This is a genomic window from Bacillus sp. EKM202B, assembly GCF_011066025.1.
Lineage (GTDB): Bacteria > Bacillota > Bacilli > Bacillales > Bacillaceae_G > Bacillus_A > Bacillus_A toyonensis.
In genome coordinates, this window is record NZ_JAAMNK010000020.1 from 77,456 (window position 1) to 95,042 (window position 17,587).

Below are 17,587 nucleotides of genomic sequence, written 5' to 3' on the forward strand. Positions count from 1 at the left end.
AAAGTAGGTGAAAAACAGTGGTTTGATGAAGATAGAGTGGTAAATATAGCTGAAGGGTTTAAAAAATGTATGTGTTTTTTCGTTGTGAAATTGACTTTTAGTGAAGTTACGATAATAATCATGGAAGAGGTGATATGATGAAACGAATAAGTAGTCTTTTCTTCAGTAGTTTACTGGCATTGATGCTGATCTTAAGTGGATGTGCAGGAAAAGAACAAAAAACTGAGAAACAAACAGGGAATCAAGGTACGTCAGTAGAAAAAATTAGTGATAATATTTTAGATGAAATGGAAGGGCCGCCTAAAAATGGTCATACGATTGAAAGGCATGTAGGTAAATCAGAAGAGGATTTGAAGAATCGTTTGAAGACAGATAAAGTATCAGCGGCAAGTACATATTATGATAAAGAAACAGCGACGAAAGCTGTAAAAGATAGTTTGAAGCAACATGATAAAGAAATTCAAGATTGGTTAAAAAATTCTAAAGAGGCTCGTCTCGTATTAAATACAACTCATTCATTCCCGGTCGGGAAAACGGTAATAAAGAAAAATATGAATGTAAAAGATAAGTTAGTAAAAACTGTTACTGTTTTAGCGAGAGATAAGTCAGGAGATTTAGGATATAAGATTATTACTTCTTATCCATCTGACAAATAAGAAGGGGGAGTACATATGTATACGACATTACAATACTTTCTTAAATCATACTGTACGTTAAGTATTCATGAGGATGAAATAGTAAGCGTGATGGCAGAGTTTATAGAGCAAGAAGATGAAGAAATTGTTTTGAAATTACGCGATGAATTAGTATATATGAAGAACAAGAACGCGTGGGAAGAAGCGTGCGTACTAGCTGCGAAGCAAGGGAATCGTATATGGTCTTTAGAAGAAACGAAGGATCATCTTGAAACTTTTTTACTATTACTGCAAAAGAAAAAGGCGTGAGTAGATCACGCCTTTTTCTTTATGCTTTTTGAAATTTGTCCGTTTGATAGTATCTCATTGTTTTGGGGCACTTTTATATACGCTTTTTGAAATTTGTCCATTTGATAGTACTTCGCCGTTTTGTGTTACTTTTTTATACGTAACCGCTGTTATTTTATCATTAGTTCTACTAATTACTTGAGAAGAAACTTCAACATTTTTACCAGTATTTGTACCGAAAATGCGTGTAGTAATACTACCTCCATTTGAAAATGCTTGAATATAAATATGATTACCTGTATTGTTTTTAAATTTTAAATCCGGACCATAGTCTGCCACTGCTGCATCTTGCCCAAGTGGTAAATAATTTACGGGCATAGAATGATTACTTCGAGAAACAATTCCTAAATCTGCCCGTAAAGCTGCGCTATATAAAGTACTACTGACTTGGCAAACGCCTCCGCCTGCACTTTGTATAACTTTACCTTGTGAATATACTGCGGCAGATTTATAACCATGTGCAGCATCAGTTACACCAACACGGCCATTAAAACTAAACGTTTCATCAGGTGCTACAATAACTCCACTTAAAGTATTAGCTGATTTATTTACGTTAAAGGATTGATTACCATTACGGCCAGCCATTGGAGTAGAGTACTCAGCAATTACTTCTTTAATCCCCATTTTCTGTATATCTTCTGTAGAACGTTCTGGTTTTATTAATGTAACCGGTAATGTAACATCTGATTTACCAGTAGTAATAGCTTCGTTTGTTAAATCGCGTAGTTTGCCTTTATCAATTTTTTCTCCGTTTTGACTTTGACTAACATTTACAGTAGAGCCTTCAATACTTAATTCTGCATTAACAGGATTTTTTAATGTTTCATTATATTTATCTTTTATAAAGGTTTCATAAGCTGTTGTATTTAATTGTGGTGTTAATTTATAGTCACGTTTTAATTCATCGTTTTCAGCTTGCTTCCGCATTTTGTAACGACTCATTACGTTTCCTTCTTGTTCTTTAAAGATTTTGTTTACAATATCTTTCTCTTTATAATTTATACCTAAATCTTTCCATATGTAAGTTTGTTTATCATCTTGGAATATGTAGGTAAGAGATTTTTGATCTAATTCATTTATTTTTTGATTAATAATTGCTTGAATATCTGCTTTATTTTTTCCAGCAAGAGAAATACCTTCAAACGTAGTATTTGGTAATGCGGTGTTATTTAATTGATTATTTAATTTGGATACATATTGATATCCACCAATACCGCCTACACAAAGTAATATGCCCCCTGCAATTGCAGAACCGATCAGTATTTTACTTAGCTTCATTTATTTCCCCCCCAGAAATTTGTGTATAAATATATGTATTACATTTTTTGTATAAAAATGATGAAAATAACAGTATGTAAGTTCTAGTATACTATTATTTCCACTGTGTGTGTAATGTTTTTATAAAAAATGTTACACTGTTGTAATAATTGTCTCTTTTTGTCACAATATGCATGAAAAATTTGTTGAAAATTATAATAAAAAGGCTGTCTAGAAAAATCTAGCAGCCTTTTTATTATAATTTTTTATGCTCATTTTTATTCGTAACACCGAGATGTTCTTGAAGTGTTGTCGATATATTATTGACGCTTTTTTCGTTTGGAACGTAATAATAAATACCATCTATATATTTATCTGTACCTTCCACTTGAAATTTGTCCATTTTTAAACTTGAATCCATTGAATTTTTTGCAATTGTCATCATATCATCAAAAGTTAAATTTGTTTTTAAATCATTATCGACAGCATCTAGTAGGCCACCGATTTTATTAATGGAATTAAGAGATAGTGCTTTTTCGGCAATAGCTTCTAAAACAAGTTGTTGTCGTTGACCACGCATATAATCGCTATCGATGTGACGAGTTCTAGCTAGTGCAAGTGCCTCTTCTCCGTTTAAATGTTGACGTCCTTTTTTAAGATGAATTGCATTTGCTTCGTCTTTACTATTTTGTTCTGTAAACTCAACAGGAACATCGACAGTAATACCGCCAAGGGAATCAACGATTTTGATAAAGGATTTAAAGTTAAATTTTACGTAGTAGTCAACAGGAACGTCTAAAAAGTTCTCTACTGTATCAATCGTGCTGTCTACACCGCCGAATACGTGTGCATGTGTAATTTTATCGTATTTATCACGTGACTTAATGTAGACGCGTGAGTCACGTGGAATGCTTACAAGTTTAACGGATTTATCGTTTTTATTAATTGTTGCAAGTAATAGCGCATCCGTACGAGTTGCTTTTCCATAATTTTTTTCTCTAATATCACTTTCATCAACACCCATAATAAGTACGGAAATGTTATCAGTCATAGGTTTAACTGCTTTTTCACGTTTGTTGGATTTATCTCCTCGACCTAGTTCAGAATAAGCGTTATTTAAAATGGATTTTGCTTTACTGTATATATGGAAGGAGTAACCTCCTGCTCCAAGTGCTACAATTAGTAATGGAATAAGAAGGAACCAAAGTAGGCGTTTTTTCTTTGAGCGTCCTTTTTTGGCTCGCATATTGTTGTTTGTGTCGGATTTCATCATTTTTTCTCCTTTAAAACTATCAAAGTGTATACATCTAGGTGTATTAAAACACATAAAAAATATTTTACGCTAAATAAAAGCGATTGTACATGTATAAAAAATAGATGTCTTGATTATTTATCCCGCATTAACGGGCAGTAAAACTCCCACCTCAAAGTCCAGCGAATGCAAGGAAGTTAGGTGGGAGTTAACTGCCCGTAAAAGCCCGATTGGTGAAGGCTAATACTCAGAGGGGGATAGCCCCCTCTGAGTAAAGTTTCACTTTATAAGACACCTATTCGTTATTGTATACAAAAGATAGGGATAAGAAAATGATAAAATTTTACCTAATTACAACATAATACTTACGATAATTGCAGATAAAATACTAACGAGAGTAGCTCCATATAGTAATTTAAGCCCAAACCTTGCGACAACGTTTCCTTGGTCTTCGTTTAACCCTTTTACTGCACCGGAAATAATTCCAATAGAAGAAAAGTTGGCAAAAGAAACGAGGAAAACAGAAATAATACCAACTGTACGGGGAGAAAGGCTATTGGAAATTTTACTAAGATCCATCATTGCTACAAATTCATTCGTTACAAGCTTCGTTGCCATAATGCTACCAGCTGCGACAATTTCAGAACTTGGTACACCGATAAGAAATGCAATAGGTGCAAATACGTAGCCGATTAATTGCTGAAAAGTAATGCCGAATATAATGAGGAATAGGTCATTAATGCAGCTAATCAATGCTACGAATCCGATGAGCATGGCGCCAACGACAATGGCTACCCGGAAACCATCAAGAATATATTCGCCAAGCATTTCAAAGAAACTTTGCTTTTCACCTTTTATTTCCAAAATATCTTCTTCATCTTTAACGTCGTAAGGGTTAATGATGAGTATGATAATAAAACCGCTAAATAAATTGAGAACGAGTGCGGTTACTACATATTTAGGTTCAATCATCGTCATATAGGCACCTACGATAGACATAGATACTGTTGACATGGCTGATGCACAAAGTGTATAAAGACGGTGTTTTGGAATTTGTGCTAATTGCTTTTTTACCGTAATAAAAACTTCTGATTGGCCGACAATAGCGGAAGCGATGGCATTGTAAGATTCTAATTTCCCAAGACCATTTATCTTGCTAAGAAAGAAACCAATCCAATGAATAAAAAATGGTAGTATTTTGAAATGTTGTAATATACCAATTAAGACGGAAATAAAGACAATCGGTAATAATACAGTAAGGAAAAATGACATCTCACCTTTATTTGCAAGACCGCCAAACACAAAGTTTATACCATCAGCAGCATACTCGAGTAGCTTTGTGAAAAGGCTGGAAATGAACCGAATAAGTATGAGACCAATTTCTGTATTTAATAATAAATAGGTTAAAATTAACTGTATAATAAGCATGATGAAAATAGGTTTGAATTTAATGTGTTTCTTATTATTGCTAGCAATATAAGCAAGGAAGAAAACGACGATAAGTCCGACAAAAAAAGTGATAAATTTCATAGTAAGCCCCCTAAAAGAGATGTTCTGCTATATATGTTTTTCATTTCAAGGGAGAATATGCATCTTTGGTAAAGAAAGGAATAGAGAAATCATGAATATATGTAAAGTGCATCACGTTGCAATTATTTGTTCGAATTATGAAGTGTCAAAATATTTTTATACTAGAATATTAGGTTTTAAAGTGATGAATGAAGTATATAGAAAGGAACACGATTCTTATAAGTTAGATTTATGTGTAGGAGAAGAGTATCAAATAGAATTATTTTCATTTCCAAGTCCGCCTGAGCGCCCAAGTTTTCCAGAAGCAGCTGGACTTAGACATTTAGCATTTGCAGTTATAAATATAGAAGAAGCTGTGACGCATTTAAATCAATGTGGTGTTGAGACGGAATCGATACGTATTGATGAAATAACGGGGAAGAAATTCGTCTTTTTCCAAGATCCTGACGGTTTACCTTTAGAATTGTATGAGGTTTGAAAATTGGTGAATTTTATATAGGGTTGCTTTCTAATAATTGAAGAAACTAAAGTGAAACTTCTTTTTAAAAGGAGGTGTAACTTTAGCTAAGAAAGCTAAAGGACATATGTGGATATTTTAAAATTATTGATGGTAGCCATCCTTATTGCATTAACAGCTTTTTTTGTGGCTGTTGAGTTTGCAATTATTAAGGTGCGTAGCAGTCGCATTGATCAACTCGTTATTGAAAAACGACGAGGTGCATTGGCTGCTAAAAAAGTAACTGCAAATTTAGATGAGTATTTATCAGCATGTCAGTTAGGTATTACGATTACTGCGTTAGGGCTCGGGTGGTTAGGAGAGCCAACTATAAAACATTTACTCGAGCCATTGTTCTTAAAGTTACAATTATCTCCTGCAATTGCTAGTACAATTTCATTTATTATTGCCTTTGCGGTGATTACATTTTTACATGTTGTTATTGGGGAACTTGCCCCAAAAACATTAGCTATACAAAGGTCAGAGCAAGTTAGCTTATTATTATCGAAGCCACTTATTTATTTTTACCGAGTTATGTATCCGTTTATTTGGGCCTTAAATGGTTCGGCAAGGCTTGTAACAGGTTTATTTGGATTACATCCAGCTTCTGAACATGAAGTAGCTCATTCAGAAGAAGAATTAAGGTTAATCTTATCGGAGAGCTATGAGAGCGGAGAGATTAATCAAAGGGAATTTAAATACGTAAATAATATTTTTGAATTCGATAATAGAGTAGCAAAGGAAATTATGGTACCTCGTACGGAAGTTGTAGGATTATATGAGGACGAGCCGTTTGAAACACATATTACAGTAATTGCGCAAGAAAAATATACGAGATATCCTGTATTTGGTGAAGATAAAGATGAGATTATCGGAATGGTTAATGTAAAAGATTTATTTATTCGTTATATGGATGGTAATCGAGAGGAAGAGTGCTCGATTACACCATATACAAGGCCAGTTATTGAAGTATTAGAAAATATCCCAATTCATGATTTGCTATTACAAATGCAAAGAAGGCGAATTCCGTTAGCTGTATTATATGATGAATATGGTGGTACAGCAGGCATTGTCACGCTAGAAGATATTTTAGAAGAAATTGTTGGAGAAATTCGAGATGAATACGATGAAGATGAACACCCGCCTATCGAACACATAAGCGAAGGATGTAAAATTGTAGAGGGAAAAGTGCTTATTAGTGAAGTAAATGATTTATTTGGCATACATTTGGTTGCTGATGATGTAGATACAATTGGTGGTTGGATCATGGTACAAAAACAAGTCGTTGCTGAAGGGGATGTTATTGAGAAACATGGCTTTTATTTTAAAGTCCTTGAAAAGGATATGCATCAAATTAAACGAGTGGAGATAAAGAAAGTAGAAGAATGATTTTCTATAAACTTTAATAAAAAGGATATATAGAAAATTAAATGTTTGCGCTTTCAAAAGAGGTGCTATATAGTGAAGGTGGATACTGAAAAATTCTTCTGAATAATACTCGTATTTTGAGATGGCGGATTTTTTAGATAAGGATTTAGAATGAAAAAGTATAGGTGATGCAAATGATAGCAACGAAGGATATACGTATAGAAAAAGATTTTTTAGGTGAAAAGGACGTACCAAGTGTAGCTTATTATGGTGTACAAACATTACGTGCCGTAGAAAACTTTCCAATTACAGGATATCGCATTCATCCGTCACTCATTACGGCAATGGCAATTGTGAAAAAAGCGGCGGCACTTGCGAATATGGATACTGGTTACCTAGCTAAAGATATTGGGCAAGAAATTGCGGAAGCAGCACAAGAAATTGTTGACGGAAAGTTCCATGATCAATTTATTGTAGATCCAATTCAAGGCGGTGCTGGAACTTCTATTAATATGAATACAAATGAAGTAATTGCGAATAGAGCATTAGAACGTATGGGATACGAAAAAGGTGAGTATGCGAAAATTAGTCCAAACACGCATGTGAACATGGCTCAATCAACAAATGATGCTTTTCCAACGGGAATTCATATTGCTACTCTTATGATGTTAGAAGAGCTTCTTATTACAATGGAAGAACTTCATGCTGCTTTCCGTACAAAGGCAAAAGAGTTCGATCACGTCATTAAAATGGGACGTACACATTTACAAGATGCAGTGCCAATTCGCCTTGGACAAGAATTTGAAGCGTATAGCCGCGTGCTTGCGCGTGATATAAAAAGAATTAAACAGTCTCGTCAACATTTATATGAAGTGAATATGGGGGCGACAGCTGTTGGTACGGGATTAAATGCAAATCCTACGTACATTGAACAAGTGGTAAAACATTTACGAACATTTAGCGGATTCCCACTTGTCGGCGCAGAGCATTTAGTTGATGCAACGCAAAACACAGACGCATACACAGAAGTATCTGCGGCATTAAAAGTATGTATGATGAATATGTCTAAAATTGCAAACGATCTTCGTATTATGGCGTCTGGGCCACGTGTCGGATTAGCAGAGATTCAATTGCCTGCACGCCAACCAGGTTCATCTATTATGCCAGGTAAAGTAAATCCAGTTATGGCAGAAGTAATTAATCAAGTTGCTTTCCAAGTAATTGGTAATGATCATACAATTTGCTTGGCTTCAGAAGCAGGACAATTAGAATTAAACGTAATGGAGCCTGTGCTTGTATTTAATTTAATTCAATCTATTAGTATTATGAATAACGGATTCCGTGTATTCCGAGAATACTGTATTAAAGGAATTACAGCAAATGAAGAATTGCTGAAGCAATATGTTGAGAAAAGTGTTGGAATTATTACAGCAGTTAACCCTCACATTGGTTATGAAGCAGCATCTCGCATTGCTCGCGAAGCGATTGAAACAGGGAAATCTGTTAGAGAGTTATGTTTAGAACATGGTGTACTAACAGAAGAAGAATTGGATATTATTTTAGATCCATTCGAAATGACTCACCCTGAAATTGCTGGAGCTTCTTTATTAAAGGATAAAGTGAAACTTTAATCAGTGGGAGAGCATCCCACGTTAATGCGGGATAAAAAAATGTAATGTAAAAAACACCGATCCATTTGGATCGGTGTTTTATTTTTTAAAAGATATTAAATACAGCGTTTAATTGAAGTAAGCTAATAACTGCTAAGAAGATTAAGCTATATTTCATCACTGTTTTAAATAGAGCAGACTCTTTACCAACTAGTCCAACTGCTGCACAAGCAACTGCTACAGATTGTGGTGAAACCATTTTTGCTATTGTGCCACCAACTACGTTTAATGAAACGAGAGTAGATGGGACGATGTTTAATTGATCGGCAGTTACTGCTTGAAGTGGTGCGAATAGTGAACCACTAGATACTACTGAACCAGTAATGAATACGCCAATCCATCCTAAGATTGGAGAAAGAATAGGGAATGCATTTCCAGTAGAAGAGAATGCAAGTCCAAGTGTAGATGACATACCAGAGTAGTTCTCTACGTAAGCTAAAGCGATAACGCTACAAATTGTATATACTGGAACCTTTAATTCTTTTATTGTTTCAATCATTAATTCTTTAATCATTTTGCCGTTTACACGGTAGACGATAAGTGAAACGATAATTGCTAATACAATCGCAGTAGTTGTAGAAGAGAATACATCTAGTTTGAAAATCGCTGCGAAAGGTGTATCAGCTTTTGTGATTGGTGCAGTTTTTATAACTTGATTATGAAGACCAGGGAATTGAATGTTAAATACTAAGTTTGCTAATGGACCATCCGGAGCAAATAAAGCTTTAATTGGTTTTAAATTAAAGATTGTTACAAATGCAGTTAAGAATACGAATGGAGACCAAGCATATAAAATTTGATTGAATGTATGAGATTCTTTTTCTTCTTGTTTTTCTTCTTTAGCAGAAGATTTTGGTTGCCAAACACGTAAGAATAATGCAAGAGCGACCATACTTATGACTGCTGCGAAAATATTAGTAAGTTCAGCGCCTAAGAAGTAAGTTACAACGAACTGAGTAATTGCGAAAGAAACACCACTTACAAGAATACCTTGCCAAGTTTCTTTAATGCCTTTAAATCCATCTACCATTGAAACAAGTAAGAACGGTAAAACAATGCTAATGAATGGCAAAATGTAAACTGCTTGACGACCGACAGTTAATGCATCTATTCCAGTTAATTGTGCAGGTACTGTAACTGGAATACCCATAGCCCCCATAGCACCACCAGCGATATTAGCTACTAAGCAAATACCCGCTGCTTTTAATGGATTAAAGCCCATACCTACAAGTAATGCAGCTGTAATAGCAACCGGAACACCGAAACCAGCTGCGCCTTCTAAGAAAGCGCCGAAAGAATAAGCGATTAATAATACTTGTAAACGTTGATCATTTGTAATACTTGAAATGCTATCACGAATGACATTGAATTGTTCTGTTTTAACAGTTAATTTGTAAAGGAAGATAGCTGCGATAACGATAGTACAAATTGGATAAAATCCAGATAAAACACCAAATCCGGCAGATGCTACTGCTGCAGTTGTAGGCATTTTATAAACAAATATAGCAAGAATAATAGCAACAATTACACTGTAAAGCCCAGCCATGTAACCTTTCATTTTGAATCCCACTAAACAAATAATGAAGCAAAAAATTGGAAGTGCTGCGATTAGTGCAGATAGCCAAATATTGTTTAAAGGGTCATAAATTTGTGTCCAAGTACTCATAATAATGACAACTCCTATCTATTTTATGTGAAGAAATTCACATTATTTGTGAAACAATTCACAATCAACTTACATGCTTAGTATATTCTCCTTCAACACTATTGTCAACGTAAAAAAGTATAATTATTCCATAATAGTGTTAAAAGAAAGCTTTGTTCATAAAGTAGACAAAAAGCGCACTTAAATGTATTTGAGTGCGTTTTTTAAAGTGAAACTTTATTCAGTGAGTATTTTGTTCATATGTCATTGTCCCAATAGGTGCATAGTAGATGCCGTCTTTTGTATCGAATATAAAGTTTGATATATTGCACTTATCTGTCCTGTTTGATCTAGTGGGGGAAGGAGTGGTTTATTTCATTATGAGGTTTTGAATAACATTCCAGCCAAATGTAATATGAATAAAAAATAAGAAGCAAATTCTTAATACTAGAGCATCTCTTTTTACTGAAAATTCCTTTTAGTGTAACAAAGAGGTTAAGTATACTCCAACTACTTTACGGAAGTTTATCAATTATAGACGGTATTTTACAATATCATTACTTTGCGTTTCAATGAGGTGAAAATATAACAAAAAGCCTGATAAAACAACGTTTGCAAGCAAAGTATTTGTAGCCCTTTGTTTTGCTTTTTCGTTATATCATATAGTATAATATTCAAAATCAGTAAGGATTTTTTCCTGAATTCTATGCTGATAAAGGTGGAAAAAATTTTCAGCGTTATAGGTTGATAAAGTTATGTCGTAACAGGAAATATAAGAACAGATATATAAATAAATAAAAAGAAAATAAAAACGAAAATGAGGGGAACTTTATGAGCCAAAATCAATTCGAATGTCGTATTTCAGAAGAAGATGTACAAATGTTAAGAGCGTTAGCGCATCCTTTGCGTCTACGCCTAGTAATGGAACTAATGCAACGTGGAACGTGTAATGTAACACAACTACAGGAAGTATTAGAAATTCCGCAATCAACGGTTTCACAACATTTAACGAAGTTAAAGCAAAATAAGGTAGTACGCTTTGAGAGACGAGGATTAGAAGTGTATTATCAAATCCATAATGATAAAGTAAGTGCAGTAGTAAAAACATTATTTTCTTAAAATTTGAATATTATGGAAAAAGACGTGTGAAATATACGTCTTTTTTTATTTGTCAGAAAGGTAGCGAGAGAGTAAATATTAACAGGTGAGGAAGAAATGACTATCAATCAACATGCTGCCTTACGGAATATATTCTAAAAGGAAAAGAAAAAATAGAAAGGAGTGTAGTAAGCAAAAGGAGGGATAGTAGTATGGATGTGCAACGTGTGAAACAAATCTTATCTTCTTCAAGTAAAATTGACGTTACATATGAGGGCGTACCAGTATGGATTGAGAGCTGTGATGAGCAGAAGGGGAGTGCCCAAGTGTATGACGTATCTAATCCTGGTGAGAGCGTTCATGTGGACGTGATGGCTTTAGAGGAGAAATAATAAAAAAGACGCTTCTAATTTTAGAAGCGTCTTTTTGTTATTCCATCATATGTGCAATTTTCTTAGAGAACATAAGAAGTACTAATCCTAGTACGATTACGATAACACCGATGCTTGCAAATACTTCTAAATATCCTAAAGATTGAGTGAAAGCAGCTAATTGTCCTGCTAATAAGTTTGCAAAGCCAGTACCAGCTAACCATACACCCATTAATAATGATGCTAATTTAACAGGAGCGATTGCACTTACCATAGATAATCCAATTGGTGATAAGAATAGTTCACCGATTGTGTGGAACATGTAAGTGAATACAATGAATAGTAAGTTTGCTTTCATTGTAATGTTACCTTCATCGCTACCAGTTTTTAGAACAGCTAAAGTTAAAACTAAGTACCCGACTCCTAGTAAAATCATACCAAAAGCCATTTTTGTAGGGATTTTTAAATCACCATTTTTTGTTTTTGAAAGTTTAATCCATAATGCAGAAACTGGTAATGCTAATAAGATAATGAATAATGGGTTTACAGATTGGAACCAAGGTGTTGGAATTGTAAATCCACCAATTGTACGATCTACGAACTTATCTGTGTAAAGTGTTAAAGAACTACCAGCTTGTTCAAATCCTGCCCAGAAGAATACAACGAAACAAGTTAAAATTAAAATTGCAACAGTACGTTTTTTCTCTTGTGGTGTTAAAGGTTTTTTCTCAACAGCTTTTGCATTTTGTTCTTTAGATTTTTTACCCACAACTGTTGTTCCAGCTGATCCTAAGTAACGAGGTGCTAATAAGTTAAATGCAATCTGCCCAATAATCATACCGATACAAGCTGTTAAGAAACCGTATCTATAATCTGCGAAGTAACCGCAAATGAATGGAGCGATAAGAGCTCCTAAGTTGATTCCCATGTAGAAGATAGTGAAGGCACTATCACGACGAGAATCGTTGTCGCTATATAATTGACCTAGTAAAGTCGAAATATTTGGTTTGAAGAATCCGTTACCGATAACTAATAATCCTAATCCTAAAAATAGTCCAGTTTTCGTATTCATTGAAAATAGTACGAAGTTACCAATCGCCATAATGATACCGCCAATAGTAATGGCGTGTCGTTTCGTAATGAAATGGTCAGTTAACCAGCCACCAATAATAGGTGTGAAATATACAAGCATTGTGAAAATACCGTAAATTTGAACTGCAACTGCTTTATCAAAGCCTAAACCGCCGCTTACTAAGCTCGTTGTTAAATAAAGAACTAATAAGCCACGCATTCCGTAATAACTAAATCTTTCCCATGCTTCTGTAAAGAACAACAAGTATAACCCTGGTGGATGTTTTTTTGGTGATTGTTGCTCTCCAGCTTTGTCTAATTTTAAAGCTGCATCCATTTTTGTTTCCCCCTAATCCTGTATAACGGATATTTATGTAATCATTTTAATTTACAAAATATTTAGAAGTCAATAGAATTATATGGAAATAGAAAGGAAATTTCTAAAAAAGTTCTATTTTCTTCAACCGTTATTGTATTTTGCCCTGAAAATTTGATAATAAGCGTTTTCAAATGTAGTAATTGAATTCTAAACGAATTTAAAATAGTGATTAATCAGAAAATTTAGATTAAAATATTTATTCTGATATAGAGAAAATATATTCTATTTACTTTTATAATATAACATATTGGGAATAAAAATACAAAATGAAATAATGTGACACTTCAGTGAAATGAAAAAACCAGCTCCATAAAAGAGGGGAGCTGGTTAGAATAAATTTATTTAACGAAGCGTTTTTCAATGTCGTCTAGTAGCAAGTTAGCAGCCATTACACCGCCAGCTGTATTCCAAATAACGTCGTCAACTTTGTATGCTTTTCCGTTCTTTACTGCATTTAAGTTTTTAAATAGAGGATCGTTTATATATTCTTTTTCTAGTTCAGAACCTTTTTTCTCATTGCCTTTATCGAATGTGAAGTAGAATAATACATCGCCATCCATTGCCGAAATACGTTCTTTAGATACGTTACGCTCTGCAAAATCATCTTTATTTTGATCACCAGGACGTTTAAATCCAAGTTCTTTTAAAATAACACCAGAGAATGTATCACCGTGATAAATACGAACATCACCAGGCATAAAGCGTACCATAGAAATTTCTTGATTTACTTTATCACCAAGTTTGCCTTTTAAATCTTTCATACGTGTTTCGTAATCAGCTAAAACCTTTTGGCCTTCTTTTTCTTTATTTAATGCTTTTGCATAAAATTTGAAGTTATCTTTCCATTCACCACGTAATGTTTCTGAGAACACAGTAGGTGCAATTGCTTTTAGTTGTTCGTACACTTTTTCGTGGCGCATTTTGTTACCAATAATTAAGTCCGGTTTTAAAGAAGCAATTGTTTCAACGTTAACTTGTCCTTCATCACCAACAACTTTTACATCTTTCATTTTATCCTTAATATGTGGATACCATGGGTCACCAGTCCAAGACTTTACAGCACCAACTGGTTTCACACCTAATTCAAGTAAAGCTTCAGTTCCTTCATTTGTTAAGATAACTACACGTTTTGGATTAGCAGGAACTTCTGTTTTACCCATTGCATGTTCTACAGTAACCACTTCTTTTTTATTATCTTCTTTTGTAGATTCTTCTTTGTTATTTGATTTTCCACAAGCACTTAAAAGCATTGAAAATGCTAGTAAAAATACAAATACTGTAAACGATTTCTTCCGCATGAAATTCATTATGTACCCCCTACATGTTGAGAATATTTTTCAATAGCAAGCATGATATTAAGCCTTTATCTTTTGATTGTCAATACATATGGCTGAAAATAATTCTCATTTCCGTTGACAATGAGAATTAAGTTGAAATACACTAACAACGTATCATTATACATTGAAGGGGAAACGCTGCATGTTATTAAAAACAAATCGAGCAAAATGGATTGGATTATTTGTTGGAATCATTGCAGTCGTTATTTGTATTTGGGGAAGTATTATTTTCGGATATACAAATACGAGTTGGAAACTAGCATTGGATGCTTTTTTCCATTTTAATGGTTCCAATGAACATATTATTATTCAAAATGTACGTCTGCCTAGGGCGTTAATTGCAGCTAGCGTTGGTGCTAGTTTAGCCATTGCAGGCTGTCTTATGCAAACTTTAACTAAGAATCCACTTGCTTCACCAGATTTTATTGGATTAAATTCAGGCGCTGCGTTCTTCATAGTTGTAGCAATTGTTATCTTTTCCGTGACGTCATTATCGGCTTTCACGTGGATTGCCTTTTTAGGAGCGGCAATTGCAGCTGTACTTGTATTTGCTTCTAGTTCTTTAGGAAAAGAAGGGACGACTCCTCTTAAGTTAACATTAGCAGGTGTCGCGATAAGTGCTTTATTTTCATCATTAACACAAGGGTTGCTTGTTTTGAATGAAAAGGCAATGGAAGAAGTATTGTTTTGGCTTGCCGGATCTGTACAAGGAAGAAAAATAGAAATTTTACAATCTGTATTTCCGTATTTATTAGTAGGATGGATTGCCTCTCTTATGATGGCAGGGAAAGTAAATACATTGATGATGGGAGAAGATGTTGCAAAAGGTCTCGGACAACGAACAATTTTAATGAAATCATTCGTACTACTCATTATTGTATTGTTGTCGGGTGGTTCAGTTGCGGTTGCTGGCCCAATAGGATTTATAGGAATTGTAACTCCGCATTTTGCCAGATTTCTTGTTGGAGTTGACCACAGATGGAGAGTGCCCTATAGCGGATTGTTAGGTGCAATACTATTAATCTTAGCGGATATAGCCGCAAGATATGTCATTATGCCACAAGAAGTACCAGTAGGGGTTATGACAGCATTTATCGGGGCCCCATTCTTTATTTATATTGCACGTAAGAGAGGGCTTAGCAAATGAAGAAGTATATCCCGTTTCGTATAGGAAAAGATGGATTCTCGTTTTTAATGTATAAACGAGCTAGTCTCGTCTTGGTGAGTTTATTAGTAATTTTAATAGGATTATTTTTTGCAAGTGCAGGTATGGGAGATATGAAGATTGCTCCTTATGACGTATGGCAAGCGATTACTGGAAATGGCGATGCGATGTCAAATATGGTTGTAAATAAGTTTCGTATGCCGCGTATTTTAATTGCGATCCTTGTAGGAATTGCACTTGCTGTAGCAGGTTGTATTTTACAAGGGCTCGTTAGAAATCCGCTTGCTTCCCCTGATATCATTGGAATTACAGGTGGTGCAAGCGTAGCAGTTGTACTCTTTTTAGCTATATTTAGTGATAAAAACAATGCGCTAACAGTAAGCATTCATTATATGCCGCTCGCAGCTTTTGCTGGAGCGACGATTGTAGCGCTTTTTGTATATTTATTTGCATGGAAAAATGATGGCTTATCACCGATTAGTCTTGTTTTAATTGGTGTTGGATTTTGGGCGTTAACGAAAGCGGCAACAACGTTATTTATGTTATTAGCACCAATTTATCAAGCGAGCCAAGCAAATGTATGGATTACAGGTACTGTTTACGGCTCTTCATGGCAAAATGTGATGGTACTTGCGCCTTGGGTGCTCATTTTAACGGTAATATCCTTTATTGCTGCTAGACATTTAAATGCACAAGAGCTAGGGGATGATATAGCGGTAGGACTTGGTGTTCCTTTAACGAAGTCGCGTGTATTTATGTTATTACTTAGTACAGCTTTAATTGGTGGGGCGGTTGCCTTTGCCGGAGGGATTGGGTTTGTTGGTTTAATGGCACCTCATATTTCGCGAAGATTAGTTGGTTCTTTATACGGTGCATTACTCCCAGTTGCAGCTATTGTCGGTGCAATTTTAGTACTCGCTGCGGATTTAATCGGGCGCACAATTTTCACACCACTTGAAATTCCAGCAGGGGTATTTACATCAGCAATTGGTGCACCTTATTTTATTTATTTACTTTATAAAAGTCGGAATTCATAAAGGGAGATGAATATGCAAAAAGCATTGGAGACAAAACGTTTGACGCTGTCCTATGGTGAAACAATTATTATCGATGAGTTGGATTTAGAAATTCCAAAAGGTGAAATTACAATCTTCATCGGTTCTAACGGTTGTGGAAAATCAACTTTATTACGTTCACTAGCTAGATTATTAAAGCCAACAAATGGTGATATTTTGTTAGATAATCAAGCGTTACAAAGTATGCAAACGAAGCAAATTGCTCGTCAAATGGCAATCTTACCGCAAGGACCCCAAGCACCAGAAGGGCTTACAGTATTGCAACTTGTAAAGCAAGGACGTTATCCATATCAAACTTGGTTAAAGCAATGGTCAGAAAAAGACGAGGAAATGGTACAGAAGGCACTTGCAGCAACAGGTATGACAGAATTTGCTGAACGGGATGTGCATGCTCTTTCAGGTGGGCAACGTCAACGTGCTTGGATTGCAATGACGCTTGCACAAGATACAGACATTATTTTACTAGATGAGCCAACTACATATTTAGATATGACTCACCAAATTGAAGTGCTAGATTTATTATTTGAATTAAATGAAACAGAGCAACGAACAATTGTTATGGTATTACACGATTTGAATTTGGCATGCCGTTATGCAGACAACATTGTAGCTATTCAAGATAAACGAATATATGCACAAGGTAAACCAGAAGAAGTTATTGACCAGAAGTTAGTTCGGGATGTATTCCGTATGGAGTGTCAAATCAGTACGGATCCGTTGTTTGGAACACCACTATGTATCCCGCACGGAAGAGGAAGACGATTAGTTAAAGAAGTTGCTCAAGCAATGAGATAACGAAAAAAGACGATGGGGTGATATTATCCCCTTTAGGTAGACAGTGTGAAAAAGACCATGTATACACATGGATGTTACACTATTACTTGGAGGG

16 protein-coding genes are annotated in these 17,587 nt (G+C 34.9%); 10 read left to right on the forward strand and 6 right to left on the reverse strand.

Annotated features, from left to right (window positions below; all coding sequences use genetic code 11):
- Positions 1-137: 137 nt before the first annotated feature.
- Positions 138-656 carry an RNase A-like domain-containing lipoprotein gene (locus G9F74_RS21105; RefSeq protein ID WP_000822696.1) on the forward strand — a complete coding sequence of 173 codons (519 nt, stop codon included), beginning with the start codon at positions 138-140 and terminating at the stop codon, positions 654-656.
- 15 nt (positions 657-671) lie between these two features.
- Entirely contained in the window at positions 672-944 is a 273-nt protein-coding gene (locus G9F74_RS21110) for a hypothetical protein (protein ID WP_000288801.1), read from the forward strand.
- 54 nt (positions 945-998) lie between these two features.
- Here G9F74_RS21110 and G9F74_RS21115 read toward each other — a convergent pair whose 3' ends face one another.
- From G9F74_RS21115 to G9F74_RS21125, 3 genes are all read right to left on the reverse strand, one after another.
- A complete protein-coding gene (locus G9F74_RS21115) occupies positions 999-2,261 on the reverse strand; it encodes a VanW family protein (RefSeq protein ID WP_000777338.1) in 1,263 nt (420 codons plus the stop codon).
- A gap of 235 nt (positions 2,262-2,496) precedes the next feature.
- The gene (locus G9F74_RS21120; RefSeq protein ID WP_002105716.1) at positions 2,497-3,513 is read right to left on the reverse strand and encodes an LCP family protein; all 1,017 of its coding nucleotides are present in this window, start codon (positions 3,511-3,513) and stop codon (positions 2,497-2,499) included.
- 330 nt (positions 3,514-3,843) lie between these two features.
- Positions 3,844-5,022 carry a NupC/NupG family nucleoside CNT transporter gene (locus tag G9F74_RS21125; protein ID WP_000668851.1) on the reverse strand — a complete coding sequence of 393 codons (1,179 nt, stop codon included), beginning with the start codon at positions 5,020-5,022 and terminating at the stop codon, positions 3,844-3,846.
- Between the two features lie 91 nt (positions 5,023-5,113).
- On the opposite strand from G9F74_RS21125, the gene gloA2 reads away from it, so the two are divergent.
- From gloA2 to aspA, 3 genes are all read left to right on the forward strand, one after another.
- On the forward strand, positions 5,114-5,500 hold the full coding sequence (gene gloA2, locus G9F74_RS21130; protein WP_016107510.1) for an SMU1112c/YaeR family gloxylase I-like metalloprotein: 387 nt from the start codon (positions 5,114-5,116) through the stop codon (positions 5,498-5,500).
- 108 nt (positions 5,501-5,608) lie between these two features.
- Positions 5,609-6,907 carry a hemolysin family protein gene (locus G9F74_RS21135; protein WP_016107511.1) on the forward strand — a complete coding sequence of 433 codons (1,299 nt, stop codon included), beginning with the start codon at positions 5,609-5,611 and terminating at the stop codon, positions 6,905-6,907.
- A gap of 173 nt (positions 6,908-7,080) precedes the next feature.
- Positions 7,081-8,517: an aspartate ammonia-lyase gene (aspA, locus tag G9F74_RS21140; protein WP_016107512.1), complete on the forward strand. Its 1,437-nt coding sequence runs from the start codon at positions 7,081-7,083 to the stop codon at positions 8,515-8,517.
- Between the two features lie 85 nt (positions 8,518-8,602).
- On the opposite strand, the gene G9F74_RS21145 is transcribed toward aspA, so the two are convergent.
- A complete protein-coding gene (locus G9F74_RS21145) occupies positions 8,603-10,222 on the reverse strand; it encodes an L-lactate permease (protein WP_016107513.1) in 1,620 nt (539 codons plus the stop codon).
- 810 nt (positions 10,223-11,032) lie between these two features.
- Between G9F74_RS21145 and G9F74_RS21150 the strand changes: the two genes are divergently transcribed.
- Both G9F74_RS21150 and G9F74_RS21155 read left to right on the forward strand, forming a co-directional pair.
- Complete coding sequence (locus tag G9F74_RS21150) at positions 11,033-11,320, forward strand: ArsR/SmtB family transcription factor (RefSeq protein ID WP_000081428.1); 288 nt, start codon at positions 11,033-11,035, stop codon at positions 11,318-11,320.
- Positions 11,321-11,511: 191 nt separating this feature from the next.
- The gene (locus G9F74_RS21155; protein WP_016107514.1) at positions 11,512-11,691 is read left to right on the forward strand and encodes an acid-soluble spore protein H; all 180 of its coding nucleotides are present in this window, start codon (positions 11,512-11,514) and stop codon (positions 11,689-11,691) included.
- Positions 11,692-11,728: 37 nt separating this feature from the next.
- Here G9F74_RS21155 and G9F74_RS21160 read toward each other — a convergent pair whose 3' ends face one another.
- Both G9F74_RS21160 and G9F74_RS21165 read right to left on the reverse strand, forming a co-directional pair.
- Positions 11,729-13,078: a peptide MFS transporter gene (locus G9F74_RS21160; RefSeq protein WP_000338302.1), complete on the reverse strand. Its 1,350-nt coding sequence runs from the start codon at positions 13,076-13,078 to the stop codon at positions 11,729-11,731.
- A gap of 380 nt (positions 13,079-13,458) precedes the next feature.
- Positions 13,459-14,427, reverse strand: a complete 969-nt coding sequence (locus G9F74_RS21165) for an ABC transporter substrate-binding protein (RefSeq protein ID WP_001010273.1) — start codon at positions 14,425-14,427, stop codon at positions 13,459-13,461.
- 172 nt (positions 14,428-14,599) lie between these two features.
- On the opposite strand from G9F74_RS21165, the gene G9F74_RS21170 reads away from it, so the two are divergent.
- The 3 genes from G9F74_RS21170 to G9F74_RS21180 are packed head-to-tail and all read left to right on the forward strand — an operon-like array spanning position 14,600 to position 17,493.
- Positions 14,600-15,604, forward strand: a complete 1,005-nt coding sequence (locus G9F74_RS21170; protein ID WP_000925228.1) for a FecCD family ABC transporter permease — start codon at positions 14,600-14,602, stop codon at positions 15,602-15,604.
- Positions 15,601-16,659 carry a FecCD family ABC transporter permease gene (locus tag G9F74_RS21175; protein ID WP_000760041.1) on the forward strand — a complete coding sequence of 353 codons (1,059 nt, stop codon included), beginning with the start codon at positions 15,601-15,603 and terminating at the stop codon, positions 16,657-16,659. Before G9F74_RS21170 ends, G9F74_RS21175 begins: the two co-directional genes overlap by 4 nt.
- Before the next feature lie 12 nt (positions 16,660-16,671).
- On the forward strand, positions 16,672-17,493 hold the full coding sequence (locus G9F74_RS21180) for an ABC transporter ATP-binding protein (RefSeq protein ID WP_001167946.1): 822 nt from the start codon (positions 16,672-16,674) through the stop codon (positions 17,491-17,493).
- The last annotated feature ends 94 nt before the right edge of the window (positions 17,494-17,587 follow it).